18 protein-coding genes are annotated in these 19220 nt (G+C 62.8%); 8 read left to right on the top strand and 10 right to left on the bottom strand.

All coding sequences use genetic code 11. From position 1 onward, the window contains the following. The first annotated feature begins 66 nt into the window (after positions 1-66). The 5 genes from trxA to CEJ45_RS08230 all read left to right on the top strand — a co-directional run bounded on the left by trxA (position 67) and on the right by CEJ45_RS08230 (position 5717). Positions 67-393 carry a thioredoxin TrxA gene (gene trxA / locus CEJ45_RS08250; protein WP_006462943.1) on the top strand — a complete coding sequence of 109 codons (327 nt, stop codon included), beginning with the start codon at positions 67-69 and terminating at the stop codon, positions 391-393. 131 nt (positions 394-524) lie between these two features. Further along, entirely contained in the window at positions 525-1787 is a 1263-nt protein-coding gene (rho, locus tag CEJ45_RS08245) for a transcription termination factor Rho (RefSeq protein ID WP_008325783.1), read from the top strand. A 277-nt stretch (positions 1788-2064) separates the two neighbouring features. Further along, positions 2065-2334, top strand: coding sequence for a type B 50S ribosomal protein L31 (locus CEJ45_RS08240; RefSeq protein WP_088754675.1), 270 nt, complete (start codon positions 2065-2067; stop codon positions 2332-2334). A gap of 248 nt (positions 2335-2582) precedes the next feature. After that, positions 2583-4307 (top strand): ArnT family glycosyltransferase, encoded by a 1725-nt coding sequence (locus CEJ45_RS08235; RefSeq protein ID WP_088754674.1) that lies wholly within the window; start codon positions 2583-2585, stop codon positions 4305-4307. A gap of 18 nt (positions 4308-4325) precedes the next feature. Further along, positions 4326-5717, top strand: a complete 1392-nt coding sequence (locus CEJ45_RS08230; RefSeq protein WP_088754673.1) for an MATE family efflux transporter — start codon at positions 4326-4328, stop codon at positions 5715-5717. Here CEJ45_RS08230 and CEJ45_RS08225 read toward each other — a convergent pair. Further along, positions 5707-7809, bottom strand: a complete 2103-nt coding sequence (locus CEJ45_RS08225; RefSeq protein WP_088754672.1) for a putative bifunctional diguanylate cyclase/phosphodiesterase — start codon at positions 7807-7809, stop codon at positions 5707-5709. The two genes, CEJ45_RS08230 and CEJ45_RS08225, sit on opposite strands and share 11 nt — an antisense overlap. A 993-nt stretch (positions 7810-8802) precedes the next feature. Between CEJ45_RS08225 and CEJ45_RS08215 the strand changes: the two genes are divergently transcribed. After that, positions 8803-9261: a DNA-binding protein gene (locus CEJ45_RS08215; protein ID WP_088754670.1), complete on the top strand. Its 459-nt coding sequence runs from the start codon at positions 8803-8805 to the stop codon at positions 9259-9261. A 237-nt stretch (positions 9262-9498) separates the two neighbouring features. On the opposite strand, the gene ybiB is transcribed toward CEJ45_RS08215, so the two are convergent. Beyond that, the gene (gene ybiB / locus CEJ45_RS08210) at positions 9499-10518 is read right to left on the bottom strand and encodes a DNA-binding protein YbiB (protein WP_088754792.1); all 1020 of its coding nucleotides are present in this window, start codon (positions 10516-10518) and stop codon (positions 9499-9501) included. A gap of 131 nt (positions 10519-10649) precedes the next feature. On the opposite strand from ybiB, the gene tsaD reads away from it, so the two are divergent. Beyond that, complete coding sequence (gene tsaD, locus CEJ45_RS08205) at positions 10650-11696, top strand: tRNA (adenosine(37)-N6)-threonylcarbamoyltransferase complex transferase subunit TsaD (RefSeq protein WP_088754791.1); 1047 nt, start codon at positions 10650-10652, stop codon at positions 11694-11696. A 57-nt stretch (positions 11697-11753) separates the two neighbouring features. Here the strand turns inward: tsaD and CEJ45_RS08200 are convergent, their stop codons facing one another. From CEJ45_RS08200 to CEJ45_RS08180, 5 genes are all read right to left on the bottom strand, one after another. Then, positions 11754-12059 carry a HigA family addiction module antitoxin gene (locus tag CEJ45_RS08200; protein WP_088754669.1) on the bottom strand — a complete coding sequence of 102 codons (306 nt, stop codon included), beginning with the start codon at positions 12057-12059 and terminating at the stop codon, positions 11754-11756. Between the two features lie 133 nt (positions 12060-12192). Beyond that, entirely contained in the window at positions 12193-12810 is a 618-nt protein-coding gene (plsY, locus tag CEJ45_RS08195) for a glycerol-3-phosphate 1-O-acyltransferase PlsY (RefSeq protein WP_088754668.1), read from the bottom strand. A 95-nt stretch (positions 12811-12905) separates the two neighbouring features. Beyond that, positions 12906-13406, bottom strand: coding sequence for an aminoacyl-tRNA deacylase (locus CEJ45_RS08190; RefSeq protein ID WP_088754667.1), 501 nt, complete (start codon positions 13404-13406; stop codon positions 12906-12908). A gap of 76 nt (positions 13407-13482) precedes the next feature. Continuing rightward, on the bottom strand, positions 13483-14406 hold the full coding sequence (xerD, locus tag CEJ45_RS08185) for a site-specific tyrosine recombinase XerD (protein ID WP_088754666.1): 924 nt from the start codon (positions 14404-14406) through the stop codon (positions 13483-13485). Positions 14407-14415: 9 nt separating this feature from the next. Further along, positions 14416-14919: a methylated-DNA--[protein]-cysteine S-methyltransferase gene (locus CEJ45_RS08180; protein ID WP_088754665.1), complete on the bottom strand. Its 504-nt coding sequence runs from the start codon at positions 14917-14919 to the stop codon at positions 14416-14418. Between the two features lie 88 nt (positions 14920-15007). Between CEJ45_RS08180 and CEJ45_RS08175 the strand changes: the two genes are divergently transcribed. Beyond that, positions 15008-15658, top strand: a complete 651-nt coding sequence (locus CEJ45_RS08175) for a VOC family protein (RefSeq protein WP_088754664.1) — start codon at positions 15008-15010, stop codon at positions 15656-15658. Positions 15659-16168: 510 nt separating this feature from the next. Here CEJ45_RS08175 and CEJ45_RS08170 read toward each other — a convergent pair. The 3 genes from CEJ45_RS08170 to CEJ45_RS08160 form a co-directional block, all read right to left on the bottom strand. Further along, positions 16169-17449: a TRAP transporter large permease gene (locus CEJ45_RS08170; protein WP_088754663.1), complete on the bottom strand. Its 1281-nt coding sequence runs from the start codon at positions 17447-17449 to the stop codon at positions 16169-16171. After that, on the bottom strand, positions 17446-18006 hold the full coding sequence (locus CEJ45_RS08165) for a TRAP transporter small permease (RefSeq protein WP_039790095.1): 561 nt from the start codon (positions 18004-18006) through the stop codon (positions 17446-17448). The genes CEJ45_RS08170 and CEJ45_RS08165 overlap by 4 nt, the downstream gene beginning before the upstream one ends. A 127-nt stretch (positions 18007-18133) precedes the next feature. Next, entirely contained in the window at positions 18134-19150 is a 1017-nt protein-coding gene (locus CEJ45_RS08160) for a TRAP transporter substrate-binding protein (protein WP_088754662.1), read from the bottom strand. Between the last annotated feature and the right edge of the window lie 70 nt (positions 19151-19220).

The raw sequence follows: 19220 nt of genomic DNA, 5'->3' as shown, positions 1-19220 counted from the left end.
CTGATGGTATGTGTCCACCGGCGCTGATTGACTAATTACACCACTGCCTCACACCGAGGAAATGCCATGAGCGAACATATCAAACATATTACTGACGCCTCCTTCGAAGCCGATGTGCTGAAGTCCGACAAGCCCGTGCTGGTTGATTTCTGGGCGGAATGGTGCGGCCCCTGCAAGGCCATCGCCCCGATCCTGGAAGAAGTCGCCAAGGAATACGACGGCAAGCTGCAGATCGCCAAGCTGGACGTGGACTCCAACCAGGCCATCCCGGCCAAGTTCGGCATCCGCGGCATCCCGACCCTGATCCTGTTCAAGAACGGTGCCGCCGCTGCCCAGAAGGTCGGCGCACTGGCCAAGGGCCAGCTGGTCTCGTTCATCGACAGCAACATCTGATTCTGATGTAACATCCGACGGCGGCGCGCTCGCGCTGCCGTCCGCCCGCCACACGGTGGCCGGCTTTATCCTAGATCCACACCACGCAATTCCCTCCCCCACCTTTACTTATCCCGTCCCGGGACACTCATATGCACTTATCAGAACTAAAAGCGATGCACGTCTCTGCCTTGCTGGAAATGGCCATCAGCCTGGACATCGAGAATGCTGCGCGCCTGCGCAAACAGGAGCTGATGTTTGCCATCCTGAAGAAGCGCGCAAAATCAGGAGAACAGATTTTTGGCGATGGCGCCCTCGAAGTGTTGCCTGACGGCTTCGGCTTCCTGCGCTCGCCCGACGCCAGCTACATGGCGTCCACCGACGACATCTACATCTCGCCTTCGCAGATCCGTCGTTTCAACCTGCACACCGGCGACTCCATCGAAGGTGAAGTGCGCACGCCCAAGGACGGCGAGCGCTATTTCGCCCTGGTCAAGGTCGACAAGGTCAACGGCGAACCGCCGGAAGCCTCCAAGCACCGCATCCTGTTTGAAAACCTGACGCCCCTGCATCCCAACAAGCTCCTGCAGCTTGAGCGCGACATGCGCGGCGAGGAAAACATCACCGGCCGCATCATCGACCTGATCGCCCCGGTCGGCCGCGGCCAGCGCGGCCTGCTGGTGGCCTCGCCCAAGTCGGGCAAGTCGGTGATGCTGCAACACATCGCCCACGCCATCACCACCAATCATCCGGATACCGTGATGATCGTGCTGCTCATCGACGAACGTCCTGAAGAAGTGACCGAAATGCAGCGCTCGGTGCGCGGCGAAGTGGTCGCCTCCACCTTCGACGAACCGGCCACGCGTCACGTGCAGGTCGCCGAAATGGTGCTGGAAAAGGCCAAGCGCCTGGTGGAAATGAAGAAGGACGTGGTCATCCTGCTGGACTCGATCACCCGCCTGGCACGCGCCTACAACACCGTGATCCCGGCCTCCGGCAAGGTGCTCACCGGTGGTGTGGACGCCAACGCGCTGCAACGCCCGAAGCGTTTCTTCGGCGCTGCCCGCAACGTCGAAGAAGGCGGCTCGCTGACCATCATCGCCACCGCCCTGATCGAAACCGGTTCGCGCATGGATGACGTGATCTACGAAGAATTCAAGGGCACCGGCAACATGGAAGTGCACCTGGAACGCCGCCTGGCCGAAAAGCGTGTCTACCCCGCCATCAACCTCTCCAAGTCCGGCACCCGCCGCGAAGAGCTGTTGATCAAGCCGGACCAGCTGCAAAAGATCTGGGTGCTGCGCAAGCTCATGTACGACATGGATGAAATCGAGGCGATGGAATTCATCCTCGACAAGATGAAGTCCACCAAGAACAACGCCGAGTTCTTCGACATGATGCGCCGGGGCAACTAAGTTCATCAAAGCAACTAAGTCCTTGGCAGGTTCGGAAAACGGCATGTCCCTCACCGGACATGCCGTTTTTCATTGCCCCATGGGAAACAAGGCGGGCGCATTTTCATCTGAAATACCACGCCGCACCGGTCGGCTCGGTCGCCCGCCTTGACCCAAGCCCCTGATTCCACTGTATAATTTCGGACTTTTCCAAACCGGCAAGTGATCATCAATCGGGTCAAGAAGCAGGGCGACCGACGAAGTGGCGATTGGCTACCAAACTACTCTTGAGGCAATCATGAAAGAAGGCATCCACCCGGATTACCGCGAAGTCCTGTTCCACGACATGTCGAACGACTTCAAGTTCATCACCCGCTCCACCATCGGCACCCGCGAAACCGGCGAGTTCGAAGGCAAGGAATATCCCCTGGTAAAGATCGAAGTGTCTTCCGAATCGCACCCGTTCTACACCGGCAAGCACAAGATCGTCGACACCGCTGGCCGCGTCGAGAAGTTCCGCCAGAAGTTCGGTTCCGTCGGTTCGAAGACTGCTGTCTCGAAGGCGTAATCAGTACTTCCTCCAAAAAAGGCAGCTCCGGCTGCCTTTTTTGTTTGGTCCACCCGTGGTACGTAGCCCGTGGCCTGCACCAGCATGTAGCAGACAGAAACAACTATTTACCGGGTTTTCCTGCACAATAGGGCCTGCTAAAAAAACAGCCAACAATATCAGCCGCCGACAACGGCAAGCGCGGCCAAGGCCACCCCAGCCCGCGCATCACCCAACACGCAGCACAGAACAAGAGCAACAAGATCTTGATGAAGCCAGTCCGTCTTCCCGCCGCCGCGACCAATGCGCTTCCGCGCATGGCCCTGCTTGCGCTCGCCCTCCTCTACATCCTGCCCGGCCTGATCGGCCGTGACCCCTGGAAGAACGAGGACGCCACCACCTTCGGCGTGATGTGGACCATGGCCCACGGTACGCTCACCGACTGGCTCACCCCCAACGTGGCCGGCCTGCCGCTGCCGGCTGAAAGCCCTCTGGCCTACTGGTTCGGTGCAATTTGCATCAAACTGTTCGGCTGGCTGCTGGGCGACCCGCTGGCCGCGCGCCTCTCGGTCATCGGCTGCTTCCTGGTCGGTTCGCTCTCGATCTGGTACACCACCTACCTGCTGGGCCGTCGTGCCGAAGCCCAGCCCTTGAAGCTGGCCTTCGGTGGCCAGCCCGAACCCAAGGACTTCGGCCGTACCCTGGCCGATGGTGCCTTCCTGATCTATCTCGGTTTCCTCGGCCTGCTGCTGCACAGCCATGAGACCAGTCCCAAGACCCTGCAGATCGCCCTGGTGGCCTATGCCATGTTCGGCGCGGCCCGCGTGTTCGATGCCGGCAAGCTGCGCCATGGCATCTGGCTGGGCGCGGCGCTGGGCATGCTGGTGCTGACCTATGGCTGGCTCCTGCCGGCCGGCGTATTGATCGCCCTGGTGTTGCTGGCCGCGCTGCGCAAGGATGGCCGGGCCCTGGGCCTGCTGCTGTTGTTGTCGCTGCCGCTGGCCCTGCTCATGAGCGCCGCGTGGGTGGTCACCCTGCACAAGCTGATCCCGGCTGAAGCCGCCAGCCAGTTCGAGCTGTGGATGAGCTGGAACATCTACCAGTTGAACCGTCCCACCCTGGCCACCGTGGCCTTCCTCGGCAAGTACGGCGTCTGGTTTGCCTGGCCCGCCTGGCCCTTCGCCGGCTGGGCGCTCTACGCCTGGCGGCGCCAGCTGGGTTCGCTGCATATCGCGCTGCCGCTGGCCTTCCTGATCCCCATCACGCTGCTGATCCTGATCAACGTGCATCGCGAAGAAGGCATGCTGCTGCCGCTGCTGCCGCCGCTGGCGATCCTGGCCGCCTTCGGCCTGCCCACCATGAAGCGCGGCGCCATCAATGCGGTGGACTGGTTCTCGGTGATGACGCTGACCACCTCGGCCGCCTTCATCTGGATCGGCTGGATCGCCAAGGAAACCGGCTGGCCGGCCAAGATCGCGCGCAATGCCTACAAGCTTGCGCCCGGCTTCAAGCCCGGCTTCGAATGGATCTCGCTGGCCATTGCGGTGGCCGCCACCATCGCCTGGATCGTGGTGGTGCACTGGCGCATCTCGCGCCGTCCTTCGGTCTTGTGGCGGGCGGTGGTGCTGTCTTCGGGCGGCGTGATCCTGTGCTGGGTGCTGCTCATGACGCTGTGGCTGCCCTGGGTCAACTATGGCAAGAGCTATGCCGGCGTGGCCGAGCAGATCGAAGCCAAGCTGACCTCGGTCAAGCAGTGCGTGCAGACCAATGTCGGCCCGGCGCAACGGGCTTCCTTCGCTTATTTCGGCAACGTGCGTTTTGCCGATGAGCGCGACCAGAGTTGCGATTACCTGCTGCTGCAGGATGACATCAGCAACCAGGACGCCACGCTCCTGTTGCGCCAATATCCCGGCAACTGGCGCATGGTCTGGGAAGGCCGCCGCCCCTCCGACCGTGACGAGCGCTTCCGCCTCTATCGCCGTGCCGGCCGCTGACCAGGGCTTGCTTCTCGCGTGACCACTGAACTGCCCGCCCTCTCCTCCCGCCATCACGCCGGCCGCATCGCGCGGCTGGCCTGGCCGCTGCTGATCGGCCAGCTGGCCATCATCGCCAATGGCGTCATCGATACCGCGATGGTCTCGCGCTTTTCCGCGCTGGACCTGGGCGCGCTGGCGCTGGGGGTGTCGATCTACGTGAGCGTCTTCGTCGGCTTGTCCGGCGTGCTGCAGGCGCTGCAGCCGACCATCGGCCAGCTCTACGGCGCAGGCCGCGTGGGCGAGATCGGCCATGAGGTCAAGCAGGGCATGTGGCTGGCGGTGCTGCTTTCCATCGTCGGCTCGCTGATCCTGATGTTCTCGCCGCTCTTTTTGGCCGTCGCCAAGGCTTCGCCGGAACTGGTCGAGAAGGCCACGCTGTACTTGCGCATCGAGGCACTGGCCCTGCCTGCCACGCTGTTCTTCCGCGTCTACTCCTCGCTCAACACGGCGCTGGCCAAGCCCAAGATGGTGATGGCCTTGCAGCTGGGCGGCCTGCTGCTCAAGCTCCCCTTGAATGCACTGCTCATCTTCGGCGGCCTGGGGCTGCCTGCCTTTGGCGGCCCCGGTTGCGCCATCGCCACGACGGTGATCGCCTGGCTGATGATGATCGCGGCATGGCTCCTGGTGGCGCGCCTGCCGCTGTATCGTCCGCTCAAGCTGTTCGGCAGCGGCTTCGTGGCGCCCTCCTGGAAAAGCCAGCGCACGCTGCTGCGGCTGGGCATTCCGATCGGCATGTCCTATTTCATCGAGGTCACCGCCTTCACCTTGATGGCCGTCTTCATCGCCCGCCTGGGTGCGGTCCCGGTGGCCGGTCACCAGATCACGGCCAACGTCGGCACGGTGCTCTACATGCTGCCGCTATCCATCGCCAGCGCCACCAGCACGCTGGTGGCACAAGCCATCGGCGGCGGCAACATGCTGGAGGCCAAGAAGATCGGCCGCGCCGGCATCCGCCTGGCCGTTTCATTGTCGGTGGTGATCGGGGTGATAGTCTGGTTCCTGCGCGAGCACATCATTCGCGCCTATACGCCCGATCCGGTGATCGTGGGCGCGGCGCTGCCGCTGTTCCTCTACATCGCCTTCTACCAGCTCTTCGATTCCATGCAGGTGACCACCGCCTTCGTACTGCGGGCTTACAAGGTGGCGGTGGTGCCCACCGTCATCTATGCGGTCACACTGTGGGGAGTGGGATTGGGCGGCGGCTATCTGCTGGGACTCGATCCCCTGGGCATGGCCCCGCCCGCCTTGCGCGGCCCGTCCGGCTTCTGGTTGGCCAACAGCCTCAGCCTGGGCATGGTGGCGGTGGGCCTGCTGGCCTACCTGCGCGTGATCCAGGCCCGCGCGCAGCGCGGCGAACTCAGCGTTTGAGCAGGCCGCCGGCGGCGAACAGATCGTCATTGCTGGCATTGACCAGGCCGGGCACGCTGGGCGCTTCGTCGGGCCGGCCCAGCAGGAAACCCTGTACCTGGTCGCAATGCAGCAGCTGCAGTTCGCGCAGCTGCCCTTCCGTCTCCACGCCCTCGGCCACCACTTCCATCTGCAGTGCATGCGCCAGCGCAATGATGGCGGCCACGATGGCGCGGCCGGAGTGATCGTCCAGGTCCAGGCGCGAGGTGAAGAAGCGATCGATCTTGACCTGCCGGCAGTGGAACTGCGCCAGGTAGGCCAGGCTGGAATAGCCGGTGCCGAAATCATCGATGGCGATATCGAATCCCAGCGACTGCAGCTCCCGCACCACCCGCGTCGTGCGCTCCACATCCTTCATCGCGGCCGTCTCGGTGATCTCGAACATGAGCCGCTGTGGCGCGATCCCGGCTGCGCTGACCACCTTGATGATGCTGTCCACCAGATCGCTGCGCATCTGCAGCGGTGAAAGATTCATTGCCACCTTGACCGGTTTCATGCCGGCCGCATCCCAGCACGCGATCTGGTCGCAGACGGCCTGCAGCACCCAGTCACCGATGCAAAGAATCTGCCCCGAGCGTTCGGCGATGGGGATGAATTCGGACGGCGCCATCTCGCCCAGCTCCGGATGATGCCAGCGCAGCAGCGCTTCCAGTCCGGTCAGTTCCTTGGCGGCACCGCGATACTTGGGCTGGAAGTGCAGGCGGAACTGGCGGCCGTCGATGGCCTGCTGCAGCGCCTGGCGCACCTGCAGGTGGCGCATGGCGCTGGCATGCATGGCCGGCTCGAAGAAACGATAGGTATTGCGCCCGCTCTGCTTGGCCTCGTACATGGCGGCATCGGCATTCTTCATCAGGGCATCGACCGAGTCGCCACTGTTGGGATAGACGGCAATGCCGATGCTGGAGGTCACGCGCAGCGTGGCATCCTCGAGCTGGAAATCCTGGCGCAATGCCGACAGGATATTCTCCGACAACTGCTCCACCACCTCCGGCGAAGACAGGTTGCTCATCACCACCACGAATTCATCGCCACCGATGCGCGCAACCATGTCCTCGCCGCGGATGCAGGCACGGATGCGCTGCGCCACCGCCACCAGCAGGCCATCGCCCACGGCATGGCCGAGCGAATCATTGATGGCCTTGAAACCATCGAGGTCCATGAACAGCACCGCGAACGGTTTGCCATTGCGGCGTGCCACTTCCACCGCATGCTGGATGCGGTCGGACAGGAGCGCGCGGTTGGGCAAGCCGGTCAGCACGTCATGGGTGGCGAAATGCAGCAGCTTGTCGTTGGTGCGCCCGACGATCTTCTTGAGGACTTCATTGCGCTGCACGCCGCTGACCACCAGCGCCAGCGCCATGGCCATGAAGGCGAGGAACACCAGGCCATTGACCAGGTGCTCGCGGCTGATGCCGTTGGCCACCACGCTCTGCGCCTGCGGCTCGATGAGCACGGCACGCAGCCCCGCTGCAGCCGAGGAGACCAGCCCGGCGCCCACCAGCAGTGCGGCCAGCACGCGCCGGGCCTGCTGCGAATTGAGTGACCCCGTCATGGGCTTGCGCCCGTTGCTGGCCGAGAACAGGGTGACGATGAATACCGCCACCACCTCCGACACCACCAGCGCCACGATCAGCAAGGGGGTGTGATACAGCAGTGGCGGCACCAGCGTCATGGATTTGAGCGCGATGTGGAAGGCGGCATTGAAGAGCGCGCCGATGGCCATCCCGCCGATCACCAGCCGGGTCGGATGAGGCCGCCGCATGCCCGTCAGGTGCATCAGGTAGAAGGCACTGCCCAGGCACAGCAGCAGGGCCAGCACCACCATGCGCGCATCGAAGGCGATGGTGAAGGGCGCATCCAGCGAGGCCACGCTGAGCAGCATGGCGCCCCACACGCCCAGGCCGAACACCACCGCGCCCACCGAGAGCCAGACGCGGCGATGCTGGGCTTCCTGCAGCACGATGCGCTCGGAGACCTCCAGCGCGGCGTAGGCCGACAGGCTGGCCACCAGCAGGGCGAAGGCCAACAGCAGGAAATGAAAGGAAGCTGACATTGTCGAACCTGGGCTCGGGTGCGCACCTTCCTCGCGGGCGATCGCTGGGAGCCCGCAGGAATGGACGCCTGCTCGGTATCGCGGCCGTTCCGTCCTGGCAGCTTGCGCGCTGGCAACGTGGCGCAGCGGGCCGCAGGACGTCAGTCGATCGCCGTTGCATGGCAACGGGTCGCCGCGTTCCATCCTGGAACGGAGGCCGGCACATCGCACCCGGCAAAAATCCATGCCGCAGTCACGACGCACACCGGCGCCATTCCAGGAACCTCAAAAAGTTACGTAACCAAAACGTACCACAGGGATGCTGCTGACTTCTTTGATTTGTTCGATTTGATTCAACCAGCGTGCTGCTTGTGTGACTGCCCGGCAAGATCCGGGTCGGTGATGCCCCTGAAAAGGCAGGTGCCAATTCTCTAACTAATTTCCATCCTCATGGGACGGGAAACATATCGGCTATTCATCCACCGGAAGACCGGTGCCCCTTTCGATGTCCCGCTATTCTAGCGCGCTTCGGGCCGGAAATACTGCGGCGCGCCAATGCTGGAACGCCGTGTCTCGTTGTCTCGCTGCGGACACAAGCCTTAAATAATTGTCGGCCGGGCACGCACACGAAAGGCATCTGGACCGACAATGCAGGCATCACAAGACCGGACTCTCCTTGCTCTTTGCCAGCGATGGAGCCACCGGTTTCCAGATATCCCCCCCCTCCCGGACGACGTACTCGAACTGGCCTGATGACCTGACATCTGCGCACCCATCCATGGGCCGGATGCAGCCAAACCCGGGGCCAGGGAACGCACTGGAGACCTGCACGTGAACGCTTTCCCACCCGATGGAACTGCCCGCCGACATGGGTTCGGCGAGCTGGTGCATGGTGCGCCCAAAGCGCGATGGCGGGCCATTTCCGACCAGTGAGCATAAATCACGTTTGCTGCGTAACTCACCTCAGAGACAAACGTACCCCGGAAAGCGCTACCTCAAAGTACCTTCGAAATCATGGAAACCGCCAATCAAAAATTCGCAAAGCGCCTGCGCGCAGCGATGGAAAAAGCTGGATACGAACCCAAGCCCGCCGTTCTGGAACGGGAATTCAATCTGCGTTACTGGGGCAAGCCGATGACCTTGCATGGCGTTCGCCGCTGGCTGCTGGGCGAATCCATGCCCAAGCAGGACAAGCTGGAAACGCTGGCCGAATGGCTCATCGTCACTCCGCAGCACCTGCGCTTCGGCGAAGAGATCGGCAAGCGCATCGACAAGCGCCGCGCCCGCTGGGAAGAAGCCATCGGCTACCGCGAGCGCGAAGCCTTCGAAGCTTTCATCAACCTGCCCGCCCCCCAGCGCAAGATCGTCAAGGAAGTGATCTTCGCCTTCTCCCAGGTCGCTGCCCAAGCCGCCGAGAAAGCTCCCGCTGCGGCCAAGACCGCTACCACCACCCGTCGCCGTACGCGCACCTGAGACACGCTCCCGCCATGCTGGCTGCGTGATCCGCTGCAGCGAATTCCCCGGGATTTTCTCCCTCCAGAATCACGATCCCGCTCCCCCCTGGGATCTTGCTTCCTTCGATTTCTGCTCACATCACCAAGTGCGTGCGAACCGGCACGAGGGCTGGCTGCCGCGCGCACGCAGCCTGTGAGCCTGTCAGCTTCCCGCTTGGCGGGAACAACTGTAGCAAATCATCCACGCAGCAGGCCATCAGCGGCCCACGCGTGCAGCGACGGCCACGCAGTGGTCGACCTGCTCCGCGATGGCTTGCGGCACCGGACGGCGACCGTCCAGCACCTCATTGATCCAGGCCGCGGTAGCGCGGGCATCGTGGCCCTCGGGCAGGTCGGGCAAGTCTTCGGCCACGCTTTGCTTTTCGACCAGCACGGTGCGCGTGCCGCGGCTGAACCAGTCGATGCGCTGGGCGCGCCGCGCGTTGGCCACGGTCTCCCCTTCGGTGCCGCGCATGAGGAAGGCGTCACCGCGATCATGGGGGGCGGCGTGACTGAAGTAGTCGGTCAGCATCTCCAGGTATTCGGGATGGGTGTACGACGTCAGACGCAGTGCCGGCTGCGCAAACGGCTGCATGATCTTGACCAGGGTGTGGGTGGAACTGCGTACCCCCAGGATCGCCCGCATGCCCAGCAGGCGGGCGATGGCGGGTGCCAGTGCGGCGATGGGAATGAAGGCCGGCTGGCCGGCCGCCATCAGTGCCTCGGCCTGCGCTGCCGACCCGGCATGGGCCACGCCCAGTGCACTGAATATCTCGGCGCTGGTGACGCGCTGGGGATCGTGGGTGACACCGTGCATGAGCACCGGCACGCCGCGGCGGACCAGCAGCATGCACAGCAGCGGCGTCAGGTTGGCCATCTTGCGCGAGCCGTTGTAGCTGGGCAGCACCACCGGCGCATAGGGACCGGCCGGCGCATGCAGGGGCGTGAAGGAGGCCTCGGCCGCTGCCAGGAAGCCGGCGATCTCCTCGACCGACTCGCCCTTGATGCGCATGGCCAGCAGGATGCCGCCGAGTTCCAGATCACTCACGCGGCCATCGAGCATGGCCGCATACATCAGTTGCGCATCTTCGCGCGACAGGCTGCGGGCACCGTCCTTGCCGCGTCCGATTTCCTTGATGAAACGGGCGGCAGCGAAGGGAGCCGCTGTGACGACGGCAGCGCTGGAGGCAGGCTCGACGGCCGCAGCCGGAGCAGGAATGTGGGCATCGTTTTGCATGGCCGAAGGGTACACCAAAACCGCCGCATGCCGCAGCCGGGGCGCTTGCCGGATGGCTTTCCGTTACAATGGCGCCTTTGCCGCGCGGCCTGTTTGGGCTATTTGGCGGCAGCTTCATTGAGTCCATCCCCATGTTAGTTCTCGGCGTCGAATCTTCCTGTGACGAAACCGGCCTTGCTCTGTATGACACCGAGCGCGGCCTGCTGGCGCATGCCCTGCATTCGCAGATTGCCATGCACCAGGAATATGGCGGCGTAGTCCCCGAGCTGGCCTCGCGCGACCACATTCGCCGCGCCATTCCGCTGCTGCAACAAACCCTGGCCGATGCGCAGGTGCAAGCCGCCGACATCGACGCCATCGCCTACACGCAAGGACCGGGTCTGGCCGGGGCGCTGCTGGTCGGCGCGTCAGTGGCCTGCGGACTGGGCCTGGCGCTGGACAAGCCGGTGCTGGGCATCCACCACCTGGAGGGCCACCTGCTCTCGCCGCTGCTGGCGAGCAAGCCGCCGCGCTTTCCCTTCATCGCCCTCCTGGTCTCGGGCGGGCATACGCAACTGATGCGGGTCGATGGCGTGGGCCGCTATGAACTGCTGGGCGAGACGCTGGACGATGCCGCCGGGGAAGCCTTCGACAAGTCGGCCAAGCTGCTGGGACTGGGCTATCCGGGTGGACCTGCGATCTCGCGCCTGGCCGAGTTCGGCGATCCGGCCGCCTATCAGTTGCCGCGTCCGATGCTGCACTCAAAGAACCTGGATTTCAGTTTCTCGGGATTGAAGACGGCGGTGCTGACCGTGGTCAAGCAGCACAGCGCCAATATCTGCGAACAGGACAAGGCCAACATCGCGCGCGGTTTCGTCGATGCCATCGTGGATGTATTGGTGGCCAAGTGCATGACGGCCCTGAAACAGACCAACCTGAAGCGCCTGGTCATCGCCGGCGGCGTCGGTGCCAATGCGCAGCTGCGCGCAGCCCTCAATGCTGCAGCGGCCAAGCGGCGTTATGAAGTGTTCTACCCGGAACTGCAATTCTGCACCGACAACGGTGCCATGATCGCTTTTGCCGGTGCCATGCGCCTGCGTGAGGAACCCGGTGCGGCACGCAAGGAATATGGTTTTGGCGTGCGTCCGCGCTGGCCGCTGGATGAGTTGCGGCCGCCGCAGGCAGCCCTGCCCGCCTGATCGGTGCAACTTGAGGAGCGCTCGCACGAGCGAGGCTCCCGACTGACTTCTCCAACCTCAAGCGAAAGCGGCCAGCGGCGTAATCGCCCGGGCGATGGCCTTCCCCTCTGAAATTTGCGCCATGCGCAGGTCGTAGGCCGTCTGCAGATTCAGCCAGCCTTGCGCTTCGCTGCCAAAGTAGCGCTCCAGACGCAAAGCGGTATCGGCGCTCACGCCGCGCTGGCCTTTGATGATCTCGCTAAGGCGCGAATACGGCACATGCAATGCCAGTGCCACGGCACGCACGCTGACGCCCATGGGCTTGATGTAATCGTCAAGCAATACTTCGCCGGGATGAACCGGGCGCATTCCATTTTTGTACATGATCGGCTCCTATATCCTCTAATTTTGGAATAGTTCAAACTCACATCAATCGTCCCAATCTGGAAAATATTTATACAATTTAAAAAGGGCCGCAATGCAATTGCGGCCCTTCTTTTCGTCCCAGTCGGCTGACTTACTTGGCCGCCTTCTTCTTGTCGCCAATCCGGCTTTCCTTGCCCGCCAGCAGGTTGCCGATGTTCTTGCGATGGCGATAGATCAGCAGGGCTGCCATGGCGACCACGGCCAGCAGGATGCCATCGGTGGTCCCGAACAGCAGGCCGTAATAGAACGGCGCAAACAGTGCTGCCACCAGCGCTGCCAGCGAGGAGTAGCGGAAAGCGAAAGCCACCGCCAGCCAGGTCGCCAGCGTCGCCAGGCCCAGCCACGGATCCAGCGCCAGCAGGATGCCCAGCGCAGTAGCCACACCTTTACCGCCGACAAAGCGGAAGAACACCGGCCACAGGTGGCCCAGGAAGACGGCCAGCGTCACCAGCGCGATGCCGGTATCGTCCACGCCATAGTGCGGACCGAACTTCTGCGCCAGCCACACCGCCAGCCAGCCCTTGAAGCCATCACCCACCAAGGTGAGGGCCGCAGCCTTCTTGTTGCCGCTGCGCAGGACATTGGTCGCGCCCGGATTCTTGGAACCATAGGTGCGCGGATCGGACAGGCCGAACAGCTTGGACACCAGCACCGCAAAGGACAGTGAACCGATCAGGTAGGCCGCGATGGCAAAGAGGATGTTGTACATGAAGTGGGGCTTTCTGCTTGTTGCTTTCTGTTGTCTCTGTTATCGGGGAGCAGCGTTGGCGCGCGTCAAGTTGGGTCAAGTTTGAGCGCAACCGCTCATGCTGCATCGGCCAGCGCACACTGCACCGCCTTGGCCGGCAACACTTTCAGGATCACGGCCGGATCGATGCCGATCAGGAAACCGCGCCGTCCGCCGTTGATGTAAATCTTGTCCAGTTCGAGAATGGTCGACTCCACATAGACCGGCATGGTCTTGCGCGTGCCGAAGGGCGAGGTACCGCCGATCAGGAAGCCCGAGTGGCGGTTGGCCACTTCCGGCTTGCACGGCTCGACCGACTTGCAGCCGATCTGGCGCGCCAGATTCTTGGTGGAGACCTTGCAGTCGCCATGCATGAGTACCAGCAGCGGCTTGGCGGCCTCATCCTGCATCACCAGGGTCTTGATGACCACATGCTCCTCCACGCCCAGTTCGCGCGAGGACACCGAGGTGCCGCCGTGCTCCTCGTAGGCGTAGGGATGCTCGGTGAAAGCCACGCCCTGCTTGCGCAGGAATTGTGTGGCCGGGGTTTCGGAGATGTGTTCTTTCTTGGCGCTCATCGGACTCTTCCTGGAAGCACACCGAACGGCCACACAGGCCGGCCGGGCCGTCATGGGCGCACATTATGCCGCAAGATCAGCCGCGGGGGTGATGTGCGGCATGCAGTTGCTTCAAGCGTTCGCGCGCCACATGGGTATAGATCTGGGTCGTGGAAATGTCGGCATGGCCCAGCAGCAGCTGCACCACCCGCAGGTCGGCTCCATGGTTGAGCAGGTGCGTGGCAAAGGCATGGCGCAGCGTGTGCGGCGACAGGCGCACGGTAATACCGGCCTGCAGCGCGTATTTCTTGATGAGGGTCCAGAACATCTGGCGCGTCATCGGCCCGCCGCGCGCGGTGACGAAGAGCGCATCATCGATCTGCCCCTGCAGGATCTGGCTGCGCGCATCGGCGAGGTAACGCGCCATCCACGCACCGGCTTCCTCGCCGAACGGCACCAGGCGCGTCTTGCTGCCCTTGCCGGTCACACGCAGCACGCCTTCGTTCATGCCGACCTCGATGCTCTTCAGGGTCACCAGTTCCGAGACCCGCAAGCCGCTGGCATACATCAGCTCGATCATGGCGCGGTCGCGCAGGCCCAGCGGCGTGGAGACATCGGGCGCAGCCAGCAGCGCTTCCACCTGGCCCTCCGACATGGTCTTGGGCAGGCGCTGCGGCTGCCGTGCCGAGCGCAGCTTCAGGCAGGGATCGGCGGCCACATGATGTTGGCGCAGCGCCAGCTGGAAGAAGCGTTTCAACACCGCCAGGCGGCGATTGGAGGAACTGGGCTTGGTCTCATCGTGGCGCGCCGCGAAGTAGGCGTTGAGGTCTTCGGCTTGCGTCTCGTAGAGCGCCTTGGCGCGCTCCTGGTAGAGCCAGTGGGCGTACAGGGTCATGTCGCGCCGGTAGGCTTCCAGCGTATTTTTGGACAGGCCATCTTCCAGCCACAGGCTGTCGCAGAATTCGTCGATGGCCTCACGGCTCACAGAGGGGGCTTCGATCTTTGGTGTGGTGCGTCCCATGCGTCTTCTTCAGTATCCGGCCACGCCCTCGTGGCGCAGCAGCCAGCGCTTGACCTCCAGGTGGAAGCCGTCCTCGTCGTCATGATGCGAGAAGCCGCCCAGCCCGCCCGCTGCCGTCACCCGATGACAGGGGATCACCAGCGGATACCAGTTGGCCCCGCAAGCCTGCCCGACCGCGCGCGGTGCGGACTGGATGCGCTTGGCGACCTGCCCATAGGTCAGCACCTGACCGCAGGGGATCCCGGCAATGGCTTGCCAGACACGCTGCTGGAAGACACTGCCCACGCTCAACAATGGCAATGCGAAACGAAAAGCCGGATCGGCCAGGTAACGCGTGATCTGCTGGACCGCCTGCGCGGCCACGGCATCGGCAGCGTCCTTCTCGGCGTAGTGCGGTGGCAGGTAGACCATCTCGACCAGGGCTCCGGCCCGGGTACGCACGCCCATGCCGCCGAAGGGCGTATGCACTACGGCGGAGAACAGGGCGGTCAATGGAGAATCTGCTGGGGTCATCGGGAGCCGTGGCATGGACCTGGGGCAGCTATTGTAAGCAATTCGCGCGCGGGCTTGATACCATCAGGCAAAACTTGATGGAGACCCCATGAGCACCGCCCCCTTGCACACCGAACCCGACCACCTCGTCATCACCGCCCCCACGCTCAAATCCGGCATGGTCTGGGTAGAGCAGTGCCTGGGCGTTTCCATGGCGCCCCGCATCGGCGGCCAGCATGTGCGGCTGGGAACACACAATGCGCTGCTCTCGCTGGGCGAAGCTTTCTACCTGGAAGTCATCACCATCGACCCCAACGCCGATGCGCCCGAGCGGCCGCGCTGGTTCGGCATGGATCAACTGGGCAAGGATGCCGCCCCGCGCCTGGCGCACTGGGTGGCGCGCACCAGCGATATCGCCGCCGCGGTGGCGGCCAGCCCCGTTTCACCGGGCGTGATCGAACCCATGAGCCGGGGTGCGCTGGACTGGCTCATCACCATCGCCACCGATGGGGCGCTGGCCTGCGAAGGCGTGATGCCGTCCCTGATCCAGTGGCTCAGCCAGCCGCACCCGGCCAGTGCCCTGCCCGACCGGGGATGCCGTTTGCAGCAATTGATCCTGGAACATCCCGCCGCACAGGAACTGCAGGTCGCATGGAAGGCCATCGGGCTGGCCGATGCGCGGATTGTCTTGAAGGAAGGAAAGCAGGCAAGCCTGCACGCTGTGGTGTCCACGCCACACGGGGAGCGTGTGCTGGGCTGACAGCTTCATGCCGGAGCTAAAAAATATAAACCGTATAAACGATTTATACGTGCCATCACCACCGCGCAGCACAAAGAAAAAAGGCGCATCCGCGGATGCGCCTTCAAAATACTCCAGATGCATTCCCGACCGTTTGAACGGTTTCAATCGAATGCACGTCTCCTCAGTTTCCCGGTATCGATACCGTTTGTTATGCACCACCCGCTTTGTATTCGGTGCTGCCTCGCCACGCCCGGACCGATGTGTCGGAAGGGTCGCCGCCAAGGCAAGTACATCAACAACTCACTAGAAAAACTTCTCTGCGAAACTCGATTGCCGGGACGGCAAATGCACGGTGCCGATTCAGCAAAGCCCGCACTTTAGCAGCACTTCGTGCCATTTCAAAGCACTTTTTCAGGGCAAAACCAACATACTTTTTGGCAACTTGACTGACATCTGACGAAATCGGCACCGGCCTGGTGCAAGCCAGGTGGCGGTGCCGATTTCATCGTCTCACGTGCTGGTTGCCGATCAGTTGTAGATCAGGTTCGGCAGCCACAGCGACAGCGCCGGCCAGTAGGTCACCAGCGCCAGGAAACCGAGCATGGTCAGCAGCCACGGCATGACCGCAATGGTCAGCTCGGTGATGCCCATCTTGGTGATGCCCGAGGCCACGTACAGGTTCAGGCCCACTGGCGGATGGCACATGCCCACTTCCATGTTGACCACGATGAGGATGCCGAAGTGCACCGGGTCGATGCCCAGCTTCATCGCCACCGGGAACAGGATCGGCGCCAGGATCAGCACGATCGACGACGGCTCCATCACGTTACCGGCCAGCAGCAGCAGGATGTTGACTACCAGCAGGAAGGTGATCGGTCCCAGTCCCGAATCGGTGATCCACGCCGCCATCGTCTGCGGGATGTTTTCGCTGGTCACCAGGAAGGAGAACAGCACCGCATTGGTGATGATGTAGAGCAGCATGGCCGACATCGACGCCGAATCCAGCAGCACCTTGGGCACTTGCTTCAGGCTCAGGTCCTTGTAGACGAAGACGGCGATTAAGAAGGCATACACCGCCGCCATGGCCGCGGCTTCCGTGGGCGTGAAGACACCGGAGTAGATCCCGCCCATGACGATGACGATCAGGAACAGGCCCCAGCCGCTCTTGCGGAAGGCCGCCAGACGCTCAGCCCAGGTTGCCTTCTTCAAACGCGGGTAGTTGTTCTTGCGCGCCAGGAACCAGGTGGTCAGGCCCAGCAGGAAGGCCAGCAGCAACCCCGGCACCACGCCCGCCATGAACAGCTTGCCCACCGACGTATTGGTGGAGACCGAATACATCACCATCACGATGGAAGGCGGGATCAGGATGCCCAGTGCCCCGGAGGTCGTGATCACCCCCGCGCCGAAGCGGTTCGGGAATCCCTGCTTGACCATCGCCGGCAGGATGATGGAACCGATGGCCACCACGGTGGCCGGCGAGGACCCCGAGACCGCCGCAAACAGCGCGCAGGCCAGCACCCCGGCCAGCGCCAGGCCGCCATGCCAGTGGCCGACCATGGAGGTGGCGAAGTTGATCATGCGCCGCGCCACACCGCCATGGGTCAAGAAGTTGCCGGCCAGGATGAAGAACGGGATCGCCATGATCTCGAACTTCTCGATGCCCGTGAAAAGCTTCAGCGCCACCGACTGGATCGGCACTTCGGTCATCGTGAACAGGAAAGTCAGGACAGTCAGGCCCAGCGAGATCGAGATGGGCATCCCGGTCAGCATCAGCCCGAACAGCAAGACGAAAATGATCAGTGCATTCATGCTTTACCTCCGCTGGTTTCTTCGTCCAGACCTTCCACGTGGGCATGGTCATGCTTGGGCAATTCGCCGGTCCGGTGGAAATTCCACGCGACCTGGAGGAAGCGGAAGCACATCAGGTAAGACCCCAGCGGCACGGCCAGGTAGACGATCCACATCGGCAGTTCCAGCACTTCGGAGGTGCTGTCGTGCTGCGCGATGTCGTAGACGAACTCGGCACCGAAAGTCCCGACGATGCCGGTAAAGAGCGCGCCGGCAAACAGGCCGAAGAGCACGAACTTGTTGCGCCACGGCGTGTTCATGCGGTTGATGAGCACATCGACGCCGACGTGGATGCCGGTGCGCACGCCGTAAGCGGCGCCGAACTTGGCCATCCACACGAACATGAAGATGCACAGCTCCTGGGCCCAGCTCATGTTGATCTGGATGAGCTGGTCCTGCAGCCAGGGAATATCCAGTCCCGAGGCGTAGCGGTGTACCACCGCCACGAAAATGATGAAGGTGGCCGCGGCCATGAGGAACGCGATCAGCCACTCTTCCAGGTGGTCGAGTAACTTCATGAAGTCTCCTTGCGCCAGCAGGCCGATACCATCGTGGTATCAGCCCATGACATTGCTTGTTAGGATTGTTCTTCTCTGCAATGCGCCCGCTTCATTGCGAAGGCGGGCGCCCGTTGAAGCAACGGGTTTACTTCTGGCCCAGTGCCGCCGATTCCTTGTTGACGGCGTCGATGAGCTCCTTGCCGATGCGGCTGGCCATCTGCTGCTGTACCGGCAGCAGAGCCTTGCGCCACTCTGCCTTCTGGGCATCCGTCAGGCGGTAGACAGTGGTCTTGCCGGTCTTTTCGACGGCGGCCAGGGCCGCATCGTTTTCCTGTTGGGCGATGGCATTGGCGTACTTGGTGGCGTCCTTCATGGCGCCCTCGAGCTGGGTGCGCACGTCGGAGGGCAGGCCGTCCCAGAACTTCTTGTTGACGATCACCGCATAGCCCAGGTAGCCGTGGTTGGAGACGGTGACGTGCTTCTGTACTTCATGCATCTTCTGGGTGTACAGGTTCGAAGGCGGATTCTCGGTGCCATCGACCACGCCGGTCTGCAGCGCCTGGTACACCTCGGAGAAGGCCAGCACCTGCGGGTTGGCACCCAGTGCGCGCATCTGGGCATCGAGCACCTTGGAGGACTGGATGCGCATCTTCAGGCCACGGAAGTCCGACGGCTGATGCAGCGGCTTGTTGGCCGACATCACCTTGAAACCGTTGTCCCAGTAGGCCAGGCCGGTAATGCCCTTGGGCTCCAGCTTCTTGAACAAATCCTTGCCGATCGGGCCTTCGGTCACCCGGTACAGCACGTCCTTGCTGGGGAAGATGTAAGGCAGGTCGAACACCTCGAACTCCTTCACGCCCAGCGGACCGAACTTGGCCAGCGACGGGGCCAGCATCTGCACGGCACCCAGTTGCAGGGCTTCCAGCTCTTCCTTGTCCTTGTACAGGGTGCTGTTGGGATAGACCTCGACCTTCACGCGCCCCTTGGTGGCCTTCTCGGCCAGTTCCTTGAAACGCTCGGCGGCCTTGCCCTTGGGCGTGTCGTTGGCCACCACGTGGCTGAACTTGATGATGATGGGCTGTTGCGCGAAGGCGCTGGCAACCAGGCCGGCATTGACGACAGTCGCCGCAGCCAGCGCAAAGACGATGGACTTCAGTTTCATGCTTGTCTCCCCAATGAGATGGAAATGATTTAGTTAGTATTATTTTTGAACTAAGGCCGGTCTTGGCGGG

The sequence above is a fragment of the Herbaspirillum aquaticum genome (assembly GCF_002213425.1).
GTDB lineage: Bacteria > Pseudomonadota > Gammaproteobacteria > Burkholderiales > Burkholderiaceae_D > Herbaspirillum > Herbaspirillum aquaticum.
This window is presented reverse-complemented; position numbering and strand designations above follow the sequence as displayed.